Below are 21,246 nucleotides of genomic sequence, written 5' to 3' on the forward strand. Positions count from 1 at the left end.
TCCTTTTAAAAGAGTGCAGGGTCTCGCTTAGCTTGCTTTCCTGCAGGAGTTTCGCATATTTCCACTGCTATAGTTTTTCATTCCTCTCCTTTTCAACATTCAGTTAGCAACAAACTTTTAGCCAAAAAAATGAAGAGCCCTATCTTGATGATAGAGCTCTCCGGAGAGGTCAGAGAAGAAAAGAGAAACAAGAGATAATGAACAATGGCTTGGGAAAGTGGTCATTGTTTAGAAGAGTTGTCCGTAAACGATACAAATAGCATCACGCCGTTTGTACACCCTTCATAGAAGTTGGATTACACAACAGCAATCTCTTTCTCTTTTCTTTTGAAGAAGGGGGGATGCCTTCTTCATTCTCATCTTTTCCAAATTTGTCCAAGTTAATACAGGTGAATATTCATACAATAAGCATGGAATGTTTTTATTTGATAAAATAACATAAAAACAACCGAACGATGGAAGGGGTCAAGTATGAAGAGTGTCTTGGACGTAGCACAATTGACAGGTGGATACAGCCAGCAGCAGCCTGTTCTACATAATCTTAATTTTCGCGTGGAACAAAAAGAAATCGTTGGATTGATCGGTCTGAATGGTGCAGGAAAAAGCACGACAATCAAGCATGTGCTTGGTTTGATGGAACCGATTGAAGGAACGATCAAGGTGAACGACAATATAATCAATGAAGGTCCTGACCGCTACCGTTCCCAAATCGCTTATATTCCTGAAACACCGGTCCTGTATGATGAACTTACATTATGGGAGCATCTTGAGCTGACATCAATGGCCTATGAAATCGATCAGACAGAATTGAAAAGTAGGGTTGGACCCCTGTTGAAGGAATTCCGTATGGAAAACAAGCTGAAATGGTATCCGAACCAGTTTTCTAAAGGGATGAAGCAGAAGGTCATGATCATGTGTGCATTCCTGGTCCGTCCTTCTTTATTTGTTGTCGATGAACCATTTGTCGGCCTCGATCCGCTTGGTATCCAGTCGTTCCTTGATCTCATCGTCCAGGTGAAGGAACGTGGGACGGGAATTCTTTTATCCACCCATATCCTTTCAACAGCTGAACGTTATTGTGACCGTTTCATCATTTTACATGAAGGAAAGATCCTGGCTGATGGAACTCTTTCTGAAATACAGACAAAAATGAGTATGCCCAATGCTACGTTAGACGAAATTTATGTCCAAATTACAAGAGGTGCCTGAGTATGGATGTGAACACGCTATGGAGGGAACGTGCCAGCAGTTTCTGGAACATGGCCATACGCTATCTTAGATATATCGGCAACAGCGGCTTCCTATTCTCAGTGTATGTCGGTATCATCCTCGGAAGCTATTACTATGGTCAGGTGTTGATGGTTTTGCCAGAAGCTTTTCCTGCTGCAGAATTTGTCACGGTCCTGGTTTTTCTCCTCGTCAGCAGAGGAAAGATTCGTACCTTTTTAAAGGTTCCGGATGCTAATTTTCTGCTCCCAGTTGAAGAACGTTTCAAACCTTATCTAAAAAAATCACTTTTATACAGTTTTTTGATGCTAGCCTTTAATGTTCTCGTATTGATGCTTGTATTAGGGCCTCTCTATTTCAATCGGATTAATTCGGATCGGACAGTTTATTTTGCAAGCCTGATAATGATTCTGATTTTGGCAGGATGGAATATCTTTTCGAAGTGGGAAGAATTGCGGGTTCCAGATGGCACGAAACGTAAATTGCTGCCGTCCATCCGGATGGTGATGCTGCTTTTCACTTTATATACATTATTTAAAGAAGCGTGGTTGTTTACAGCTGTCCTGATCATTGGATTGAGCATCCTTTATATTGGTGTGTATCGGCCGCTTTCCCAAAAGCATACTCTTAAGTGGGAGCGTCTGATCGAGCTTGAAGGAAATGCGCTCATGCTGTTCTATCGAGTTGCGAACATGTTTGTGGATGTTCCGGAAATCAGCCGCAAGGTACGTAAGCGGACATGGGCCACCCCGCTTTTAAAAATGTTAAGCGGGAAAAGTGAAAGTGTGTATGGATACATGTATTCGAGAGCGTTCATCCGATCGAATGACTACTTCGGCATTTATGTGCGGCTCACCTTGATCGGGATTTTATTGATGCTCGTATTGCCTTCAGGATTTCTACTGTGGGCAGTAAATCTGCTGGTTCTTTACATGACTGCGATCCAGCTGACAACATTATGGCCGCACTTTGACATGAAAGTATGGGTCGATCTCTACCCGATTTCAAAGAGAGAACGATATGATACCTTCCAGCGCTTGCTTTTCCGGGTCATGCTCTCACAAGTGAGCTTATTTTCCGTAAGCAGCTTTCTGAATCATTTTTCCATCATGGATACGGGAATCATCTTGATTACTGGTGTTGTCCTGATTTTTGTTTTTACGAGAGTCCTTCTTTTCAAACAGCTCGACAAACGATTCATCATTACTGAAATGGGACGTTAGTGAAGTGAGGCTGATCAGATGAATGCAAAAAAAGATATTGAGCAGGAATTAAGAGAATGGGAAAGAATGATATTGAAACGCTCGCCCATATATAAAAGAGCAGCAAAAAGAGTTCAGGGGCAAATCAATAGAAAGATTCCTGAAAAAGTTCATACAGCGGTGACGAACGCTATCCGAAACATGGTGAAGGCGACATTATTCAGCAATGAATATACGACAAAAAAACCGGCAGTTGCTGGAATGAACCTTGAGGAACGCGATGAATTGCTCCTCGAACGGAAAAAAGCCTATAAGAAAACAGCGATGGTAGAAGGGGCAGGGACCGGTGCAGGTGGAATCCTGTTGGGATTAGCGGACTTTCCATTGCTATTAGGCATTAAAATGAGGTTCCTGTTTGAGTCAGCAAGGATTTATGGGTTCGATACGCGGGATCACCAGGAGCGGATTTTTCTTCTGCATGTGTTTTTGTTGGCCTTTTCTAGTGATGAAGTGCGCCGTGAAACCTATATGGCCATCAAAAATTGGGAAGAGACTAAGCACAAGTGGCCATCTAAGGCGACGATGAATGACGATTATGACTGGAAAACCTTTCAGATCACCTATCGAGACCACATCGATCTAGTAAAACTGCTGCAGATGATACCTGGGTTCGGGGCAATCGTGGGAGCATTAGCGAATTACAACTTGCTCGACCAGCTCGGTGATACAGCGATGAACTGCTATCGATTGAGACTTTTGCAGGAAATGAAGGCGGAATAAAAAAATGGCTCCTTTCGTATTATAGCTCTGGTTTGGTGATGTTCTTATAAATATCGATATATCAGATTAACCCATCCTAGGGAGGATCTATGTGACCGCTAAAAAGTAAAAAGGACACTGCCTCAACGGCAATGTCCCGAATAAGATCAACTTTATGAAAGTCGTGGATCGCTTAACAGTCGGTCCATTTCTTCCATATGGTGCGTTTCGTCTGCGATCAAGTCTTCAAGCTTGACGACAAGTTCTGTCATGTTTAAGTTAGCCGCTTGTTCTTTACGCTTTTCATAGCGATCGATCGTCTCTTTTTCAGCATTACGTGCTTCTTTCAACATTTCATGCACATCAGTCAATTGTTTTACTTCAGCCGGCTTTGTTGTCGGCGTTCCTCCTAGTACACTGATCTTTTCAGAAAGGTACATGGCATGACCTTGCTCATCTGAAATTTCACCTTCGAAGAAAGGTTTCAAGACCTGCCGATACATCCCGGAAACAACAGCAGCATTATACGTGTACATGATGACTGCAGCATATTCGTGTGCCAGGTCCTCATTTAGTCCATCGATAAGTTCTTGTAGTTCTTTATCCATTAGTTGATCATCCTTTCTAAAAAATAATTCGACTTTTCCTTATCCTGCTACGAATATAATGTACCCTTTGCCCCGAAATATTAAACTAGTTTTCAAAATTGTGGAATGTTTAAATAAGGTATTTTCGGGAATTAGAACACTGTCAATGATTTGGAAAGGTTGTGAATACGAAATGAGTAAAATTGCAGTATTAATGACCGATATGTTTGAGGATGTCGAGTATACAGATCCGGCACAATCATTTATTGATAATGGACATGAACTAACTGTCATCAGTACGGAGAAAAAAGAAGTTAAAGGCAAGCAGGGAGACGTTTCAATTCAAGTCGCCAAGACGATCGATCAAGTAAACCCAGAAGATTTTGACGCCCTTTTCATACCAGGAGGCTTTTCTCCTGATATATTGAGGGGAGATGATCGTATCGTTGCATTTGCCGGAAAGATGGTTTATTTACGAAAGCCTGTATTTGCCATCTGTCATGGTCCTCAAATCCTTGTCACGGCAAATGTATTGAATGGACGCAGTGTGACCGGCTTCAAATCCATCCAGATGGATCTTCAGCATGCAGGAGCCAATGTTTTTGATGAACCGGTAGTCGTGTGCGGCAATCTGGTAACAAGCAGACAACCAGATGATATTCCACAGTTTATCGAGCAATCCAAAAAAGTATTGAAACAAGGAGTGGAAGCGCATGTCTGAACGAAATCATATGGTCGATAAAGATGAAAACCTGCATGAAAGTGAAGTTCGCTCTACAGTGGATCGAATTCCTGAGGAAGAGCGTGAACAAATTTTACAAAACTTCGATGTTTTCAAAGAATATCTCGGCAAACGTGTACGGGTCGGTGAAAAGCTCGGAATGTCGGAGGAGCAACTAGCGAAGACAGCAGAAAAAGTTGCTGATTATCTAGCTGAAAATGAAGAACCGAGAAACAGGGAAGAGAAATTGCTCAAAGAGCTATGGAGCGTCGGAGATAAAGAGCAGCAACACATGCTGGCACACATGCTTGTAAGGATGGTTGAATAATAGAACGTTGAAAAGGCAGCCGGCAGGCTGTCTTTTTTAATACATAGAATCAGCTAATCTCAAAGTGGTTCCAGGGGGTATTCACCTACTGCCATCAGGATATGGCCAGGTAAAATGGTAATCGTGGAAGGGGTAGAATACCCTCGTTCTCCATCACAATCGATAATTTGCGTTGGAGCCGCCTCAATTGAAATACGATCCGTTTGAAAGTAGAGAATTTCCTCACTGTTCGGGACATCGTTCATAACCTTTGCCCTTAACATATCGAAAAAAGTTTGGAACCGGTTAGACTCGATGATCATGACCTCAAGCTTTCCATCTTCAATATTGGAACCCGGAAAGAAAGCCCGGATCCCACCAGTAAACGGACCATTCCCAATAAGAACCATGGCTGCTTCACCTTCATAGGCGCATTGATCGGATTCGAGCTTTAAATGAAAGGTTTTCTCCTGACTGATTGTTTGGATCGCACTTAAATAATAAGAAAGCCGTCCGAAATTTTCCTTGACTTTAGGATTAATATTGGTCGATATTTCTGTGATAAGGCCGATTCCCCAAAAGTTCAAGAAGTATTGATGATTGCATTTGCCGACATCGATCGACCTGAAGTGTTGCATGCATATTTGTTCAGCTGCATTCAGAGGGTCTTGGGACAAACCAATTGCCCTGGAAAAATCGTTACAGGTTCCACCGGGTAGGATCCCGAATGCAGGACGCTGTTCAAAAGGGCTTATGGCATTGATGAGTTCATAAATCGTCCCATCGCCTCCGGCACCGATGATCAAGTCTGAATGCTTCCCTTTTGCATTTATGTATTTACCAGCATCTCCAGTTTCATTTGTATAAACTACATTTACCGTCGGAAAATGGTGTTCAAGCCTCGTAATGATTTGTTCCATCTGTTCATGCATGCGTTCATTTCCAGCTTTTGGATTTACAATCAGGTCAACTCGATTGATTTTCAAGGTCAAACCCCTTTCCTTACAGGTATTGAAGGGATATAAAAAGGGGTTGTAGGTCAATCCCTTTTACTGTGATGATTCTACCATTCTGAAAGATGTAATGTATGGTTTTCCAGTGAACATACTTTGTGGAAGGGGTTCATTCGCATCCCGATTCTTATGGGCTTTTTCGTATGAAGAGGATTGTCTCCAGGCCTCGAAATCGCTTTCGTCTTCCCACATGCTAGAGACGATGTAGGTTTCTGAATCTTTTGGCCTTAAAATAACGAGGCCGGCACACCCAGGCTCATTTTCTACCAGCCCAGCCCTCTGTTTGAAACGATCTTCAAATACTGGACGCCCTTCAGAAGTGACCGGGATATTGTTGAAGACGATGAACTTGGCTCCTTCAAAACCTCCTGCTTCTTCAATCGCTTCGTATGATTTGGGGAATTCAAACACACTGTCCCTCTTCGTTTTATGTATAAGAGCCGCATCTTCTGCTCCTTCTAATAAATAGAAACTACCTTCTTCACCCTGGTACTTTTCCAAAAGGGATTTCAAATAATCAGCCGTCCCATAGGCGATATGATAATTCATTTATTCATCTTCCTTTCTAATACGGTTTTAGTATACACAAAAAGAGATTTATTCATGATTTACCCTTACAAGTGAAATACTAAACGAAACAAAACTATGGAAATACGCGTAAATATTGAGTAAAGTGGTAAAAGTATCTTATCTACCCCTTTAAGGAGTTGATGCGTTGTGTGGAAAAAAGCAACGCGCATATCGCTTTGGGCAATGGCCGTCATCCTATGTTCCTTGCTCGTTTATGTGGCGATTGTGTTTGCCGGAAATTATGTAATTGATGAAAAAGACCTTGTGATGAGTTCGGCATCTTCCCTTGTCGATGAGGATGGGGAAACGATCACGAAGCTTTACGCTGAAAATCGTGAGCTCGTCAAGATTGAAGACGTTCCGAAACATGTTCAGGAAGCGTTCATTGCAGTAGAGGATAGACGTTTCTATGATCATCCAGGAATTGATTTTCAAGCAATCAGCCGTGCATTGTACAAGGATGTTTTATCAGGAAGCAAGGTTGAAGGGGGAAGTACGATCACTCAGCAGCTGGCAAAAAACATCTTTTTATCACATGAAAAAACGCTGTTGAGGAAAACGAAAGAAGCGACGATTGCCATTAACTTGGAGCGTAAATATACGAAAAAGAAAATCCTTGAAATGTATTTGAATCAAATCTATTTTGGCCATGGTGCATACGGTATACAAGCAGCCTCTAAGCTTTTTTTCAATAAAGACGTAAGTGAATTGACGCTCGAGGAAGGGGCAATGTTAGCAGGACTTCCGAAAGCACCGAATGGATACTCGCCGATTGCCAACCCCGAAAGAAGCAAAGAAAGAAGGGATACGGTCCTTTCACTTATGCAGAGGCTCGACTATATTACTGCAGAAGAAGCGGTAAGAGCACAAGGGAAAACGATTGCTCTCGATGTATCCCGCTTAGAGAAAGAACCGGCATATTTGACCTATATCGATATGGTTCTAAAAGAAGTGAAAGAGAAATATGCGCTATCAACGATGGAAGTATTGAAGGGGGGCTATAAGATCGTCGTACCGATGAGCCCTGAAGCACAGCAGTCTTCCTATAAAGCGATGCAGAATGATCAATATTTCAGAGGCTCTGATATGAAGGAATCACCTCAAGGCGCATTTGTCCTCATGGATTCACATACCGGCGGTGTCATGGCTGTCCAAGGTGGCCGTGATTATGTTGCACAAGGATTCAACCGTGTGAACGCCAAGCGCCAGCCTGGTTCGACGTTCAAGCCATTAGCAGTGTATGGACCCGCGATGGAAACGAATGATTGGGAACCGTATTCTCTTTTGAAGGATGAACGATTGAAATACAACGGCTATGAACCTGAAAATTATAATGACGAATACCTTGGGAAAGTATCGATGTATAAAGCGATCGAAGACTCCTTGAATGCTCCTGCTGTCTGGCTTTTGAATGAAATGGGACTGTCGAAGTCACTGAAATTCATTCGAGAATTAGGGATGGATGTAGAAGAGCGTAAACTGGGAATAGCGTTAGGAGGCTTAGACGAGGGGGTCACTCCCTTACAGATCACGAGAGGTTTCTCAGCTTTTGCAAATCATGGAGAAATGGTAGAGCCTTTCTTTGTGAAGGAAATCTATGATCGGGATGGGAAATTGATTGGTAAAGCGGATGTGGAGAAGAAAAAGGTCTTTTCAAAGCAAAATGCATGGTTCATGACAAAAATGTTAGAGGCAGTGATTAAAGAAGGGACTGGAAAAAGAGGTCATGTCAATACTGCCTTGGCTGGAAAAACAGGAACGACAACTTTTGAAGAAGTGGAGGGCGGAAACAAGGATCTCTGGTTTGCAGGTTATACACCTGATGCGGTCGGGGCTGTATGGATCGGCTATGATCGGACGACGAAAGATCGCTATATGACAGGGAACAGTTCGGATGCGACCTTGATGTTCAAAAACATCATCAATGAAATCCCGGAGCAAAAGAACTTGGCCTTTCAAAAGCCAAAAGGTGTGGAAGATCTTGAACCGCCGATCGAAATGGTCGAGGTGGACGATCTCAGTGCCCAATATGCTTTCGGACGCTATGGGGTACCGGGGATCCAATTGAATTGGACTCCATCTGAAGATGAGCGGCTGATGTATAAAATTTATATAAAAACTGATAATGGAGCGGAAAAGATTGATACCGTTGAAGGAGAAGGATCCTACACTGTGGTATCGACGAAGTTGTTCGCCTTCCCGGAGTTCTTCATCGTTCCATATGACCCGTTGACCAAGCAAGACGGGGAACCGTCAAATACCGTTTCATCCTCCCTCTTTTAAAGGAAAAGCTTCACCGACTCAGATCGGTGAAGCTTATTTGATGTCTGCGACTGATGGGTCCATTGATGTGTGCAATGCACCGAACCAAGGTCCTTCTCTCCCATGATTTTCAAATAGTGCCAGGCACCAAACCAAAGTCCTTCTCCTCCAAGGGTTCTAAGATGGTGCCTGGCACGCTTCAAAACTTTCGATAAAAGTATGTGTGGGTTTGGACGATACAAAAGTAGACAGTTATTTTTACTTCCAAGGGGGATAGGGAATGTTCAAAAAATTACAAAGCAAGCTTATGCTTATAATGGCTCTTATTTTATCTTTATCTTTATTATCTGTAGATTTTCTTACCTATGATCGGGTAAGTGATACGATGAAAGATAATGTAGAAGCATAGACACAAGCGAAAGTGGATCAGATGTCGGATCACATCAGTCTATATTTGAACAATATCGAACAAACGATGGAACGATACAGTCAGGATGAAAGAGTCATTTCAGCTCTGAAGTCTTCGAATGACGGATCCGAAAATGAAACTGCTGATTGGGAGGCCGTTAAGCGTGACTTCAACCAATATTTAGGGATAAATGAAAATGTGGCCTATCTATACATAGCAAGTGAAAACAAAAAAATGAAAATAACACCGCATGTCGATCTTCCGGATGATTATGATCCGACATCAAGGCCATGGTACCAAAATGCGTCAGAAGAGGATTCGAAAGTGATCTGGACAGACCCATACGAGGATGCCGGAACAGGCGATTATGTGTTGACCACTGCAAAAACCGTGAAGGATCCAGCATCTGGCGAGGTTCTCGGTACGGTTTCCATGGACATGAACCTTCTGAATCTGGCGAATGTCGTTTCGAATACGAAACTGGAATATGACGGTTACCCGTTTTTGTAGACCAATCTGGACTCGCATTGGTCCATCCGGATCTCAAAGGTGAAAATATTCGGAATAAAAAAGAATATGTTAAAGACATGTATGTTTCTGAAAAAAATGCTGTTGATGACAAGGAATCTGATGGTTTTGTCAACTTCAATACCATTAAGTTGACTGGTTGGAAGGTCGGGACTTCGACACCAAACGAAACATTGACGAAGGAAGCAGGATCAATCCGAAATACGATTTTATTCATCGCATTGATCATCATAGTCGTATCGATCATCGTAAGTTATTTTGTAGCAAAAAGTATTACGAGTCCCGTTCGAAACTTACGGGATGAATTGAATAAAGTTGAATCAGGTGATTTGACGGTCAAGGTGCAAAACACCAACCAAGACGAACTAGGTGATTTGACTAAACATTTCAACTCTATGATCGATAAGATGCGTCAATTGATCAAAGCGGTCCAAAACTCTTCTTTTAAAGTGACTGAATCTGCTGAAGGATTAAGTGCTGTCGCAGAAGAGACAATTGCCTCGAATGAAGAAGTGACACATGCGGTGACTGATATTGCGAAGGGATCCTCCCAGCAAGCATCCGATGTTGAATCGACTCATCTGAGGGCAGTGAATTTATCGGATGATATTGAAAAAATCAACAACCAGGTGAGTTCGATGTTAGCCCTATCGAAAAATGCAGATACAGTCAGTAAAAAGGGAATGGAACAGATCAAGACGTTACGCTTGAAGAATGATGAATCCAATGAAGTGTTGATTGCAGTAGAGAATGTCATCAATGATTTGAACAATAAGGTAAAAGAAGTAGAAGAAGTCATCGCTACGATTACGGAAATCTCTGAAAAAACAAATCTGCTAGCTTTGAATGCTGGAATTGAAGCCGCAAGAGCAGGTGAAAGCGGAAAGGTTTTGCTGTGGTCGCAAACGAAGTCCGGAAGCTTGCAGAACAATCTTCAGTCGCTACTGAGCGGGTGAAAAGCATACTGAAAGTGATTGAGAACGAATCCAAGCGTGTAGGCATTGAAATGAACCATACGAAAGTCATATCCAACGAACAAAACAAGGTTGTCGAGGGTACAGAAGAAGCCTTCGAACAATTAGGTGAATCTCTCGGTCAAATGCTCCACTTCATTTCCATGATTGGAGATGATGTTAGGAATTTGAACCAGCATAAGGAATCAGTTATGGAAGCGATTCAGAATATTTCGGCCGTAGCTCAGCAGGCAGCGGCATCATCTGAAGAAGTAAGCGCTTCTATCGATGAACAGCAACGGGCGCTGAATACAGTAGGTGAATCAGCTGAAGCACTGAATGCTGCTAGTAGTGAGCTGATCGAACTGATCAAACAGTTCAAAGTGGAACATGAAAATAATGAATAATAGCTATTAAAAAGCAGGGGCTGGCACACTTTGGTCAGCCCCTTCATTATACTCTAAAAAAAAGACCGTCCCAAACACTTTAAATGTTCTGGACAGTCCCTTATGTCTCTTCTATTCGATCTTTTGTTTCGGTTTGTGATTTTTTTCGGCGGTTCAGATGCTTTTCAACCAGATAAAGCCCGAACATCAATAGGACTAAGCCGTTTCCAATGAATTGGAACACAAGCTGGTACGACGTCTGGAACTTGAAAAAGATCAGTACGGCGATATAAAAAACGATGAAAGGCACAAAAATCAACCGTTTCATGCTTTTCTTCTTGATTAAAAAGAAATCTTTCAAACGGTCGCATAAAAGTACGACAACTGCCCAATAAAATAATGAATAGGATAAGTTCAAGGAACCGCCAGTTCGTTGGACGAATAAAGTCGAGAAGATCAGGTGAATCCCCAACAACATCAGAATGACTATGAAATAAAGGCAGATGTATAAGATCATCCGGATCATGAACAAATTCGGTAGTTGATTGAACAACAGACGTTCCTTTTGCCGTAACCGAAGCTTGGCATAGAGGAACATGAATACGATCGTACCAGCAATGATACTAAAAATATAGGAAGACTCTAAATCATATAGGTAGAGACTTGCTATGGATTCGATTGTCAAATCTGAAAAGAACAATCTTTTGAAGAAGACGATCAGATATACAATTCCGTATCCTATAAAGAAAATAGATGCAAACTTGAACCATTGGGGGCCGTTCGCGTCTTGTTTTTTTAATTTCTTTCTCTCCTGACGTAATGAAGTCATCTCAGGATTCCTCACTTTCATCCATTCGAAACTCACGAAAGGAATTTTACATTAAAGCTCTGTCTGTTCATTATTGAATGACGGCTAACTGAATAGACTAGTCAACTGGCCTGGCACGTTTAAGAAATGAACTGCCAATATGAAAAGGTTTAGCGTTCAAAGTATACCCAATAACGCTAAATATGAAACAGAGCGGTATTTTGCGACTAATTTATGACAGTTCGCAAGGGATAGTATACAACGATTCTCAGAACAAGTATAGTAATAATGGCTACAATATGACATTGATTTTAATTTCTTTTACAATGATAAGTATGAAAACAATGTAACGGAGCAGCAGTAGGCTTTGCTGATGAAAGGTGATTGATCATGACAAAATTATTTAACGACCAGTTATTGAAAGCATGCAGGGGGGAAGAGGTTTCTCATGTTCCGGTCTGGTACATGAGACAAGCGGGACGTTCGCAACCGGAGTACCGTAAAATCAAAGAAAAATATTCTCTTTTTGAAATTACACACCGACCAGAATTATGTGCGGAAGTGACACGTTTGCCTGTAGAGCAATATAACGTCGATGCTGCAATTTTATATAAGGATATCATGACACCACTGCCTGCAATCGGTGTTGATGTAGAAATCAAATCGGGAATTGGTCCAGTCATCGAGAATCCGATCCGGTCTATGGCGGATGTGCAGCGTCTCGGGGAAATCGATCCTGTACAGGATGTCCCATATGTATTGGATACGATCAAATTACTGCGGGAACAACTATCGGTACCGCTGATCAGTTTCGGCGGGGCACCGTTTACACTTGCAAGCTATATGATTGAAGGCGGTCCATCAAAAAACTATTATAAGACAAAAGCATTCATGTATTCGGAGCCGGAAGCATGGTTTAAGCTGATGGACAAGCTCGGCGAGACGACGATCCGTTACGTGAAATCCCAAATCCATGCAGGAGCCCAGGTCATTCAGATTTTTGATTCATGGGTCGGTACACTGAATGTTGCGGATTATCGTACATTCGTAAAACCGGTGATGGAAAAGATCTTTACTGAGCTTAGAGAGGAAAATGTTCCACTCATCATGTTCGGTGTTGGGGCAAGCCACCTGGCGAATGATTGGAATGAGCTTCCATTGGATGTGGTCGGACTTGATTGGAGATTGCCGATCAAAGAAGCGAGAGAACGCGGAATCAACAAAACCGTCCAAGGGAATCTAGAACCGGCATTGTTGTTAGCACCTTGGGAAGTGATCAAAGAACGGACGAAGGAAATCCTTGACCAAGGGACAGAGTCTTCTAAATTCATTTTCAATTTAGGACATGGAGTTTTCCCAGATGTGAATCCAGATACATTAAAAAGACTGACAGCATTTGTTCATGAATATACTTCGAAATAGATGAAAACGGGGTGAACATTTTGACGAAACAAAAAGTAGGGGTTCTTGTCATGGCCTACGGTACACCAAGAAGTCCTGAGGAAATCGAACCATACTACACACATATCCGAAGAGGGAAAAAGCCCCCACAAGAAGACCTTCAGGATTTGATCGAACGTTATGAGGCGATCGGAGGGGTTTCCCCGCTTGCTAAAATAACGAATGAACAGAAACAGAAGTTAGAAGATCAATTGAATGAGATGCATGAAGATATCGAATTCAAGGCATATTTAGGATTGAAGCATATCGATCCATTCATAGAAGATGCCGTTCAATCCATGAAGAGGGATGGCATCAAGGAAGCAATCAGTATAGTTCTTGCACCACACTATTCGACGTTCTCCGTCAAATCCTATAATGGACGTGCAATCGAAGAGTCGGAGCGGATTGGCGGCCCGAAAATCCATCCGGTGGATGCTTGGTACGATGAGCCAGGCTATATCACCTATTGGGCAGATCGAATCAAAGAGACGCTCAATCAGATTCCTGAAGAGAGTCATAAACGTACAATCGCTATTTTTTCAGCGCATAGCTTGCCGCAGCGTATCACACAAATAGGAGACCCATATCCTGAACAATTACAAGAGACGGCCGATTTGATCGCTGAAGAAGCAGGGATCAAGCATTACACGATCGGCTGGCAAAGTGCAGGGAATACACCGGAACCTTGGATTGGTCCCGATGTCCAGGACCTTACACAGGACTTATACGAGCAAGAGGGTTATAAGCACTTCATCTATTGTCCTGTCGGTTTTGTCGCAGAACACTTGGAAGTTCTCTACGACAATGATTATGAATGTAAAGTGGTCACCGATAAATTGGGTGCATCCTATTATCGGCCAGAAATGCCGAATGCAAAGCCAGAATTCATTCAAACGTTAGCTAGAGTCGTTACGAACAAGCTGGAAAGCCGGGATTAGAAATGAAACATGTTGTTATTGTCGGTGGGGGGATTACAGGTCTTTCTGCCGCTTTTTCTTTGCAAAACGAAATAGACGATAAGCAACTTCCGATCAAGATTACGCTCATTGAAGCTCAAAACCGATTAGGCGGGAAAGTCCGAACGGAATATCATGATGACTTTGTGATCGAACGAGGCCCTGATTCCTACTTAGGACGGAAGAAAGCGATGACGAACCTTGTCGAGAGGCTCGGAATCGACCATGACCTCGTGAACAATCAAGCAGGACAGGCCTATATCCTTCATGGCACGAAGCTATATCCGATGCCAGAAGGGGCTGTCATGGGTGTTCCTACTGAAATCAGTCCATTTTTATCAAGCGGGTTATTCTCTTTAAAAGGAAAAGCAAGGGCAGGTCTGGATCTTGTCTTACCGAAAAGCCAGCTTCAAGGGGACCAGTCTGTTGGTGGATTCTTTAAGAGAAGACTAGGTGATGAAGTAGTCGAAAACTTGATTGAACCGTTATTGTCTGGAGTTTACGCAGGGAATATCGATAAAATCAGTTTGGAATCGACTTTCCCGCAGTTTCAGGATATTGAATCAAGATACCGCAGCTTGATTCTAGGAATGAAGCAAACAAAGCCAAAGAAGTGTGAGAAATCCACCAAGGGCGCCTTTTTAACGTTGAAAAAAGGACTGTCGTCGTTAGTGGAGGCATTGGAAGACTCCTTGAATGGAAAAATCGAATGGAAGATGGGGACAGCGGTCGAAAAATTGAACCGATCCGATAGCAGGTATACGTTGCAATTGACTGATGGTACAACTGTCGAGGCAGATGAAGTCATCGTAACAGTGCCGGGAAAGAAAGCGGCCTCTTTTTTCAACCAGGAGATAAAAGAATTGATTGGTGAAGTCCCTGCTACCTCTGTTGCTACGATTGCTATGGCTTTTCCTGAGTCAGCCATCCCAGAATCAATCGATGGGACAGGCTTTGTCGTCTCTAAGAAATCCCCTTTTACAATCACTGCATGTACTTGGACCAACCAGAAATGGCCGCATACTACACCTGATGGCCATGTACTGTTACGGTGTTATGTGGGCAGGGAGCATGACCAGGCAATCGTTGACGAATCAGATGAGACGATCCTTTCCAAAGTATTGGCGGATCTGTATAACATCATGAACATCGAGGCAAAACCTGAATTCTTCTATATTACGCGGTGGAAAAAAGCGATGCCTCAATACCTTGTTGGGCATCTTGAAAGGAAAGAACTCTTGCATGAAAGATTGGAAACACACTATCCTGGTATACAGCTCGTAGGAGCATCACTTGATGGTATAGGGCTGCCGGATTGTGTGGTGGCCGGAGAAAATGCAGCAGAGAAGGTCATCAAGTCATTGACTTAATGGCTTGTTATTCTTCCATTAGGGAATTAACGTAATTCCTCCCTTTCCGTGGGCGAAAGAAAAGCGGAAGCGACCCACTTAGTCACGTAGGTCACTGGAAAACTGACGAGGAGGCTCGAACCAAACAAAGACTTGGTTCTGCGTGGGCTCAAACATAAGATGTAAATCATTTGATCCGGATTTTCATGCTCGAGTTGTCTTATGAACCGTGTCGCCAGCCGCAGGTAGTCTGAAGTGATTCAAGTGACTGGTCGCTTGAGCTGGACATCACTTCTCTGCATTCCAACTGCGTGGTCTCGCCTGGCTCGCTTTTCCCGCAGGAGTGTCGCGAATTTCAGTTAAATAAAAATTCGCTATTGAAAAATCAACAACAGGATTACAGCGGCAACTTAATAAGAGTAGAATAGAGGAAATTGGCTGGCATATCGTCAGCCCTTTTTATTTGCTCTGTTATACTTAATCGTTAATTTTTTGCGAAATATACTCCCCTTCCGCGGGCAGTCCGAAAGCCTACTCGCTTGTCATGGATTACGAAGTATCCTTTAAGAAGGAAAAGTTGTCTGCTATAATGGCAAGAAACACGATGTAACGATTTAGATAGAGGTAAATTGGATGGCTGACTTAATCAAACCGATCTTTGTAAACATTTCAATAATAGTATCGTTAACCTTCATTGCAAATCTGATCTATCCTTTCAACGCAAAAGGTGGAATCTCCCTGAAACAAAAGTTGTTTTTCGGGTTGATCAGCTCTATAGCTGCAATTGGTTGCATGTATTATCCAATCGATGGCTTCAGAACAACCGTATTCGATCTACGGACAGTACCCCTAATCGTCGCCACACTTTATGCGGGATTGATTCCGGGTACTATGTGCAGTTTAGTGATCATATTTACTCGTTTAAGTATCGGCGGTGAATATGCATGGGTTGGCGTACTTATTACAGTTGTTGCTTTAGCCATCGGTTTCGCATATTCGCGTATGTTCAATGAAGCTCTTAAGAAATGGAAGCCAGGCTTGGTCGCTGGATTTTTATTTTTTCTTCTTTACGTACTCATCCTTTATATCCATGTAGACTTTTTACCCGTTCGATTTTATTTCATATATTTCTTCTCTTTTTATACACTTTACTTTCTATTGATCCTTTTAATCGACCGGTTAATAAGAATAAATTTGCAGTTGGAAGAGACGATCTATTTAGGGAAGCTTTCTGTACTTGGACAGATGGCAGCCTCTATTGCACATGAAATCAGGAATCCTCTAACGACTGTACGGGGGCTGATCCAGTTTCTCTCCTGCCATACGAAGGACGATCAGTTGAAACAACATGCACCTTTGATCATTGACGAATTGGATCGAAGTAACAAGATCATATCTGATTATCTTTCTTTAGTAAGACCAAGTGAAATGAAGTTGCGTAATGTCGACTTGAAAGAAGTTGTGGAAGACATCACCCATTTATTATCACCTCTTGCCGTCTTTAATAGTGTGATAATAAAACCTGAGCTTTCCAAGCAGCATTTAGTAAAAGCAGATGACCACCAATTAAAACAGTGTTTGATTAATCTTATAAAAAACGGGATAGAGGCGAGTGAGGGTGGCGGAACCATTTCTATAAGAGATGAAGTGAACACTGTCGATACCGTAGATCTCATCATTGAAGATACAGGGAAAGGAATGACAAAGGAAGAAGTCCAAAAGGTAGGACTTCCGTTTTATACTACAAAAACCAAAGGGACTGGATTAGGGACGATGATCACATTCCGTCTGATCAGAAATATGAAGGGATCTATTTCTTACAATAGTACACCGGAAAAAGGAACATCTGTAATCGTTAGACTACCTGTCGCCACAAATGGGGAAAAGGAATGAGCGAGATGTTCAAGCTTGTTCTATGCTTTTGAAAAAACTTTCCTGATATAACAAAATTGTCAAAAAGTCAAGTCTTTATTTATCCAAAATCAGGCAATATAGTATCCTTATGGATTTATAATTTTGTTAGGAAAGGTAATGATAGATGAAAGTATTTCTTGGTTTATTCGCTTCTTTAGTCCTTTTGCTTGCGAGCTGTTCCCTTCCTTCTACTCAGACGAGGGAAGGTGAAGTGAATGCTCAACCATCTACCAAAAACGAAACTGACAATCAATCTACTAATGAAATACAGGAAAAGCCCAAGTTAGATGAAATAGTAAATCCTATAACAATTTCTTTTACAGGAGATATACTGTTGGATAGTTGGGTTGGAGCAGCGATCGAACAAAACGGTGTCGATTTTCCATACCAACATACCAAGCATATCCTTCAAAAATCCGATATTACCGTAGGAAACCTTGAAACAGCTGTATCGACACGAGGTACTCCCGAAGAAAAACGATTTGCTTTCCGATCTAAGCCAGAGACACTTCAAGGTCTTGCAAATGCAGGTTATGACATGGTAAGCATCGCAAACAACCATACCCTTGATTATGGAATGGACGCTTTGTTTGATACGATGGATCATTTGGATAATCATGGAATAGGATATAGCGGTGCAGGAAAAAACGAGGAAGAAGCCTTTACTGCTTATTATAAGACGGTGAATGGAAAGAAAATCGCAATTCTAGGATTAAGCAGGGTATTGCCATATGCCGAATGGGCAGCAAGACCAGAAAGTCCTGGAATTGCATCTGCATATACATATGAGCCGATGATGGAATATGTAGAGAAAGCTGTTGAGCACTCAGATTATACGATTGTATTTATCCATTGGAATAAAGAGAGGGAAGATTACCCAGAGGATTATGCACGGGTGATGGCGCGAGAGTTCATTGATGCAGGGGTTGCAGCTGTATTGGGAAGTCATAGCCACTCATTGATGGGAATCGAATATTACAAAGGGGCTCCCATCTATTATAGTTTAGGAAACTTCGTATTCACTCAATCTAAAAGTCATAAGGGTCAAGAGAGTATGATTGTGAACCTGTCTATTGAAAAGAATGAAATAAAGTCGCAAATCATCCCAGCTAAAATCGTCAGTCATCAGCCTACATTAATGGATGAGGGATACAATCGGACCATTATCGATAAGCTTAACCGTCTCTCTTATAATGTTCAAATCGATCAAAATGGTAATGTTAGTCCGAAAGAATAGAAGAAGGGGTTGGCTCATATTGAGTCAACCCCTTTAGGTTAGTCGTCATCCTTATACTCATCATCTGGTTTTTTGTCTGAGCTATCACTAGAACTGCTGCTAGCAGAGCCATTTTCAGAATTGCTGTCATCAGCTCCGTTGTTATCATCGGAAGTATCGCCATCTTCATCACTTGATCTGCTGTCTCCTCCGGAACCATCATCACCGGAACCACCGTCATCGCCGGATCCATCATCACCACCGGAACCACCGTCATCGCCGGAACCATCATCATCACCGGAACCACCGTCATCGCCGGATCCATCGTCATCGCCGGAACCATCATCATCACCGGATCCACCGTCATCGCCGGATCCACCGTCATCGCCGGATCCATTGTCACCACCGGATCCACCATCATCGCCGGATCCACCGTCATCGCCGGAACCATCATCACCGGATCCACCGTCACCGTCGGAACCATCATCACCGGAACCACCGTCACCACCGGATCCATCGTTATCACCGGACCCGTCGTCTTCATTAGAGTCATCTTCTTCCCTTTTCTTCTCTTCTTCTTTATCGTCATCATCTTTCTTTTTCTTTGGAGGTTTATATTCACTTGGCAAAGCTGTCCCTTCTACATACAGCTCTGTTGTAATACTTGAGGACGGTGTATAGCTTGAAGCCTTTTTACCGTTACGTTCATCGATCTTTACTTCCTCTACGGTAGACGGCATTACGAAATCCTTTGTTTCAATATCTTTTAAAACATGGGACATGACTTCCTTGAAAAGCAGTTTGGCAATAGCCGAATCTTCCTTCGTTACATACTGTTCTGCGGATGTTTTTCCATATCCTGTCCAGACTGCAGCGGTATATTGAGTCGTATAGCCGACAAACCAGGAATCTGTTGAGCCATCTTTAATACCTTCTGGAGGGTTTGTTGTCCCTGTTTTACCTGCCAAAGGCAACCCATCGATATTTGCGAGTGTTCCGGTTCCTTCACGGACAACATCCTTCAACATATCAGTGACCATATAGGCAGTGTACTGATTCATCGCTTTTTGCGCTTTGGTTTCGAACTTTTTCGTTTCACCTGTCGGATATTCGATTCTCGTCACGGTATAAGGTTTGTTGTACATTCCTTGATTTCCGAAAGCAGCATAGGCACCAGCCATCTGTAAAGGTGAAACTCCATCGTCATCGCCAAACCCTCCGATTGCATAGGAAGGATAGGCGTGTTCAAGTGAAATGCCTACATTTTCAGCAAATTTTTTGGCACGATCGCCGCCGACCTCCATGAACGCTTTAATCGCAGGAATATTGTACGATTTTACAAGTGCCTCTCTCATAGATAACATTCCATGGAATTCATCATCATAGTTCTTGAATTCTTTGCCATCGATTTCAAGTTCTTCATCTTCAATCTGATGGTAAGTGGACCATTTTTCATATTCGATAGCAGGTCCATAGTCTAAGATCGGTTTGATCGTAGAACCAGGTTGACGCTTGATATCAGTTGCATAGTTGTAGCCTCGCTGGATATCTGCATCGTCAGGATTCCGGTTCCCGCCGATTGCACGAATTGCACCTGTTTTTGTATCTAATAATACGATACCGGCTTTGAAATCGTCATTCGGGTAAGGGATTACATCATTTCCTGTCATCATTTTTTCAGTATAAGACTGAGCATCAGAATCCAGGGTAGTATAAATTTTCAAGCCGCCTGTATAAAGCTCGCTTTCACTGTATCCTTTTTCAAGCAATTCTTCGATGACATGGTCGACGAAGGCTTCATAACCTTTGTTTTCAGGTTTTTTATACAGGATTTCCTCTAATTCTGTTACATTGGCCTTCTTTTCCTCTTTTTCTGAAATGAATCCCTGTTTTTCCATTGAGGAAAGTACAATGCTTCTTCTTTCTATTGCATTTTCAGGATTTTTGATCGGATCATAACCGTTCGGCCGTTGTGGTAAACCGGCAAGAAGTGCAGCCTCAGCGACGGTCAATTCTTCAACACTTTTACCGAAATATACATCTGCAGCCGCTCCTAGCCCATATGCACCGTTGCCGAAGTAGATTCTATTAAAATACATTTCCAATATTTCATTTTTGGAGTACTTTCGTTCCATTTTTATAGAAAGGTAAGCTTCTTGTATCTTCCGTTTCAACGTTTTCTCAGGGGATAGATATGTATTTTTTACGACCTGCTGGGTGATTGTACTTCCACCTTCTGATCCCCAACCTTCTGTAATATTGGCGAGAGCTGCCCCTCCGATTCTCTTGAGATCCAATCCGAAGTGCTCCCTAAAACGTGCATCTTCTATCGCTATGAAAGCTTGTTTTACATGTTCAGGTACATTTTCGATATTTACTGGAATACGGTGCTCCCTACCGGCCAGCTCAGTGATCTTATCTCCGTTCATATCGTATATGGTTGAGGAATTCGCATATTTTAATTCCTTTTCTGTCAAATTCGGAGCATCTTGTATGAATGCCAGCCCAGTTACTCCACCAGCGACTAATATAAGTAAGAAGACGAGGAAGGTCGCAAGGAATACTTTGAAATAGCCATTTTGATTCTTCTCTTGCCTTGCTGCTTTTTTATTTTGGAATCGAGACATTTTGCACAC

Annotated in this window: 18 protein-coding genes and 1 pseudogene; 14 read left to right on the forward strand and 5 right to left on the reverse strand. The window is 42.3% G+C overall.

The features are described from left to right. Positions 1-471 precede the first annotated feature (471 nt). The 3 genes from ACJROX_RS04210 to ACJROX_RS04220 are packed head-to-tail and all read left to right on the forward strand — an operon-like array spanning position 472 to position 3,209. Positions 472-1,209 carry an ABC transporter ATP-binding protein gene (locus ACJROX_RS04210; RefSeq protein ID WP_408009511.1) on the forward strand — a complete coding sequence of 246 codons (738 nt, stop codon included), beginning with the start codon at positions 472-474 and terminating at the stop codon, positions 1,207-1,209. A 2-nt stretch (positions 1,210-1,211) separates the two neighbouring features. Beyond that, positions 1,212-2,450, forward strand: coding sequence for an ABC transporter permease (locus ACJROX_RS04215; RefSeq protein ID WP_408009512.1), 1,239 nt, complete (start codon positions 1,212-1,214; stop codon positions 2,448-2,450). 18 nt (positions 2,451-2,468) lie between these two features. Next, positions 2,469-3,209, forward strand: coding sequence for an EcsC family protein (locus tag ACJROX_RS04220; protein ID WP_408009513.1), 741 nt, complete (start codon positions 2,469-2,471; stop codon positions 3,207-3,209). A 152-nt stretch (positions 3,210-3,361) separates the two neighbouring features. Here the strand turns inward: ACJROX_RS04220 and ACJROX_RS04225 are convergent, their stop codons facing one another. After that, positions 3,362-3,796 carry a ferritin-like domain-containing protein gene (locus tag ACJROX_RS04225; protein WP_408009514.1) on the reverse strand — a complete coding sequence of 145 codons (435 nt, stop codon included), beginning with the start codon at positions 3,794-3,796 and terminating at the stop codon, positions 3,362-3,364. Between the two features lie 172 nt (positions 3,797-3,968). On the opposite strand from ACJROX_RS04225, the gene ACJROX_RS04230 reads away from it, so the two are divergent. Beyond that, positions 3,969-4,496, forward strand: coding sequence for a type 1 glutamine amidotransferase domain-containing protein (locus ACJROX_RS04230; RefSeq protein ID WP_408009515.1), 528 nt, complete (start codon positions 3,969-3,971; stop codon positions 4,494-4,496). Beyond that, positions 4,489-4,824, forward strand: a complete 336-nt coding sequence (locus tag ACJROX_RS04235) for a DUF3243 family protein (RefSeq protein WP_408009516.1) — start codon at positions 4,489-4,491, stop codon at positions 4,822-4,824. The genes ACJROX_RS04230 and ACJROX_RS04235 overlap by 8 nt, the downstream gene beginning before the upstream one ends. A 59-nt stretch (positions 4,825-4,883) precedes the next feature. Here ACJROX_RS04235 and ACJROX_RS04240 read toward each other — a convergent pair whose 3' ends face one another. Together ACJROX_RS04240 and ACJROX_RS04245 are read right to left on the reverse strand one after the other, a co-directional pair. Further along, the gene (locus tag ACJROX_RS04240; protein ID WP_408009517.1) at positions 4,884-5,789 is read right to left on the reverse strand and encodes a diacylglycerol/lipid kinase family protein; all 906 of its coding nucleotides are present in this window, start codon (positions 5,787-5,789) and stop codon (positions 4,884-4,886) included. A 63-nt stretch (positions 5,790-5,852) separates the two neighbouring features. After that, positions 5,853-6,365: an antibiotic biosynthesis monooxygenase family protein gene (locus ACJROX_RS04245; RefSeq protein ID WP_408009518.1), complete on the reverse strand. Its 513-nt coding sequence runs from the start codon at positions 6,363-6,365 to the stop codon at positions 5,853-5,855. Positions 6,366-6,533: 168 nt separating this feature from the next. Between ACJROX_RS04245 and ACJROX_RS04250 the strand changes: the two genes are divergently transcribed. The 4 genes and pseudogenes from ACJROX_RS04250 (at position 6,534) to ACJROX_RS04265 (ending at position 10,945) form a co-directional block, all read left to right on the forward strand. Further along, the gene (locus ACJROX_RS04250) at positions 6,534-8,669 is read left to right on the forward strand and encodes a transglycosylase domain-containing protein (RefSeq protein ID WP_408009519.1); all 2,136 of its coding nucleotides are present in this window, start codon (positions 6,534-6,536) and stop codon (positions 8,667-8,669) included. A gap of 259 nt (positions 8,670-8,928) precedes the next feature. Then, positions 8,929-9,057 carry a hypothetical protein gene (locus ACJROX_RS04255; protein WP_408009520.1) on the forward strand — a complete coding sequence of 43 codons (129 nt, stop codon included), beginning with the start codon at positions 8,929-8,931 and terminating at the stop codon, positions 9,055-9,057. A gap of 12 nt (positions 9,058-9,069) precedes the next feature. Then, positions 9,070-9,567 (forward strand): cache domain-containing protein, encoded by a 498-nt coding sequence (locus tag ACJROX_RS04260; protein ID WP_408009521.1) that lies wholly within the window; start codon positions 9,070-9,072, stop codon positions 9,565-9,567. 77 nt (positions 9,568-9,644) lie between these two features. Beyond that, positions 9,645-10,945 (forward strand): annotated as a pseudogene (locus tag ACJROX_RS04265) (methyl-accepting chemotaxis protein). A gap of 100 nt (positions 10,946-11,045) precedes the next feature. Here ACJROX_RS04265 and ACJROX_RS04270 read toward each other — a convergent pair. Next, positions 11,046-11,789, reverse strand: coding sequence for a hypothetical protein (locus ACJROX_RS04270; RefSeq protein WP_408009522.1), 744 nt, complete (start codon positions 11,787-11,789; stop codon positions 11,046-11,048). Positions 11,790-12,122: 333 nt separating this feature from the next. Here ACJROX_RS04270 and hemE point away from each other — a divergent pair, with 333 nt between their 5' ends. From hemE to ACJROX_RS04295, 5 genes are all read left to right on the forward strand, one after another. Next, positions 12,123-13,154: a uroporphyrinogen decarboxylase gene (gene hemE / locus ACJROX_RS04275; protein ID WP_408009523.1), complete on the forward strand. Its 1,032-nt coding sequence runs from the start codon at positions 12,123-12,125 to the stop codon at positions 13,152-13,154. A gap of 20 nt (positions 13,155-13,174) precedes the next feature. Beyond that, positions 13,175-14,113 carry a ferrochelatase gene (hemH, locus tag ACJROX_RS04280; RefSeq protein WP_408009524.1) on the forward strand — a complete coding sequence of 313 codons (939 nt, stop codon included), beginning with the start codon at positions 13,175-13,177 and terminating at the stop codon, positions 14,111-14,113. 2 nt (positions 14,114-14,115) lie between these two features. Continuing rightward, positions 14,116-15,501, forward strand: a complete 1,386-nt coding sequence (hemY, locus tag ACJROX_RS04285) for a protoporphyrinogen oxidase (protein WP_408009526.1) — start codon at positions 14,116-14,118, stop codon at positions 15,499-15,501. A 612-nt stretch (positions 15,502-16,113) separates the two neighbouring features. Further along, a complete protein-coding gene (locus tag ACJROX_RS04290) occupies positions 16,114-17,373 on the forward strand; it encodes an ATP-binding protein (RefSeq protein ID WP_408009527.1) in 1,260 nt (419 codons plus the stop codon). A 145-nt stretch (positions 17,374-17,518) separates the two neighbouring features. Beyond that, positions 17,519-18,631, forward strand: a complete 1,113-nt coding sequence (locus tag ACJROX_RS04295) for a CapA family protein (RefSeq protein WP_408009528.1) — start codon at positions 17,519-17,521, stop codon at positions 18,629-18,631. Between the two features lie 38 nt (positions 18,632-18,669). Here ACJROX_RS04295 and ACJROX_RS04300 read toward each other — a convergent pair whose 3' ends face one another. Beyond that, positions 18,670-21,237 (reverse strand): transglycosylase domain-containing protein, encoded by a 2,568-nt coding sequence (locus ACJROX_RS04300; protein WP_408009529.1) that lies wholly within the window; start codon positions 21,235-21,237, stop codon positions 18,670-18,672. Positions 21,238-21,246 lie beyond the last annotated feature (9 nt).

The sequence above is a fragment of the Pseudalkalibacillus sp. A8 genome (genome assembly GCF_045920555.1).
In the GTDB taxonomy this organism is placed as follows: domain Bacteria; phylum Bacillota; class Bacilli; order Bacillales; family Fictibacillaceae; genus Pseudalkalibacillus.

Coding starts and splice junctions, on each gene's coding strand:
- ACJROX_RS04215 (WP_408009512.1), top strand. CDS start 1,212: ATGGATGTGAACACGCTATGGAGGGAACGTGCCAGCAGTTTCTGGAAC.
- ACJROX_RS04230 (WP_408009515.1), top strand. CDS start 3,969: ATGAGTAAAATTGCAGTATTAATGACCGATATGTTTGAGGATGTCGAG.
- ACJROX_RS04235 (WP_408009516.1), top strand. CDS start 4,489: ATGTCTGAACGAAATCATATGGTCGATAAAGATGAAAACCTGCATGAA.
- ACJROX_RS04255 (WP_408009520.1), top strand. CDS start 8,929: ATGTTCAAAAAATTACAAAGCAAGCTTATGCTTATAATGGCTCTTATT.
- hemE (WP_408009523.1), top strand. CDS start 12,123: ATGACAAAATTATTTAACGACCAGTTATTGAAAGCATGCAGGGGGGAA.
- ACJROX_RS04225 (WP_408009514.1), bottom strand. CDS start 3,796: ATGGATAAAGAACTACAAGAACTTATCGATGGACTAAATGAGGACCTG.
- ACJROX_RS04245 (WP_408009518.1), bottom strand. CDS start 6,365: ATGAATTATCATATCGCCTATGGGACGGCTGATTATTTGAAATCCCTT.
- hemY (WP_408009526.1), top strand. CDS start 14,116: ATGAAACATGTTGTTATTGTCGGTGGGGGGATTACAGGTCTTTCTGCC.
- ACJROX_RS04210 (WP_408009511.1), top strand. CDS start 472: ATGAAGAGTGTCTTGGACGTAGCACAATTGACAGGTGGATACAGCCAG.
- ACJROX_RS04220 (WP_408009513.1), top strand. CDS start 2,469: ATGAATGCAAAAAAAGATATTGAGCAGGAATTAAGAGAATGGGAAAGA.
- ACJROX_RS04300 (WP_408009529.1), bottom strand. CDS start 21,237: ATGTCTCGATTCCAAAATAAAAAAGCAGCAAGGCAAGAGAAGAATCAA.
- ACJROX_RS04290 (WP_408009527.1), top strand. CDS start 16,114: ATGGCTGACTTAATCAAACCGATCTTTGTAAACATTTCAATAATAGTA.
- ACJROX_RS04295 (WP_408009528.1), top strand. CDS start 17,519: ATGAAAGTATTTCTTGGTTTATTCGCTTCTTTAGTCCTTTTGCTTGCG.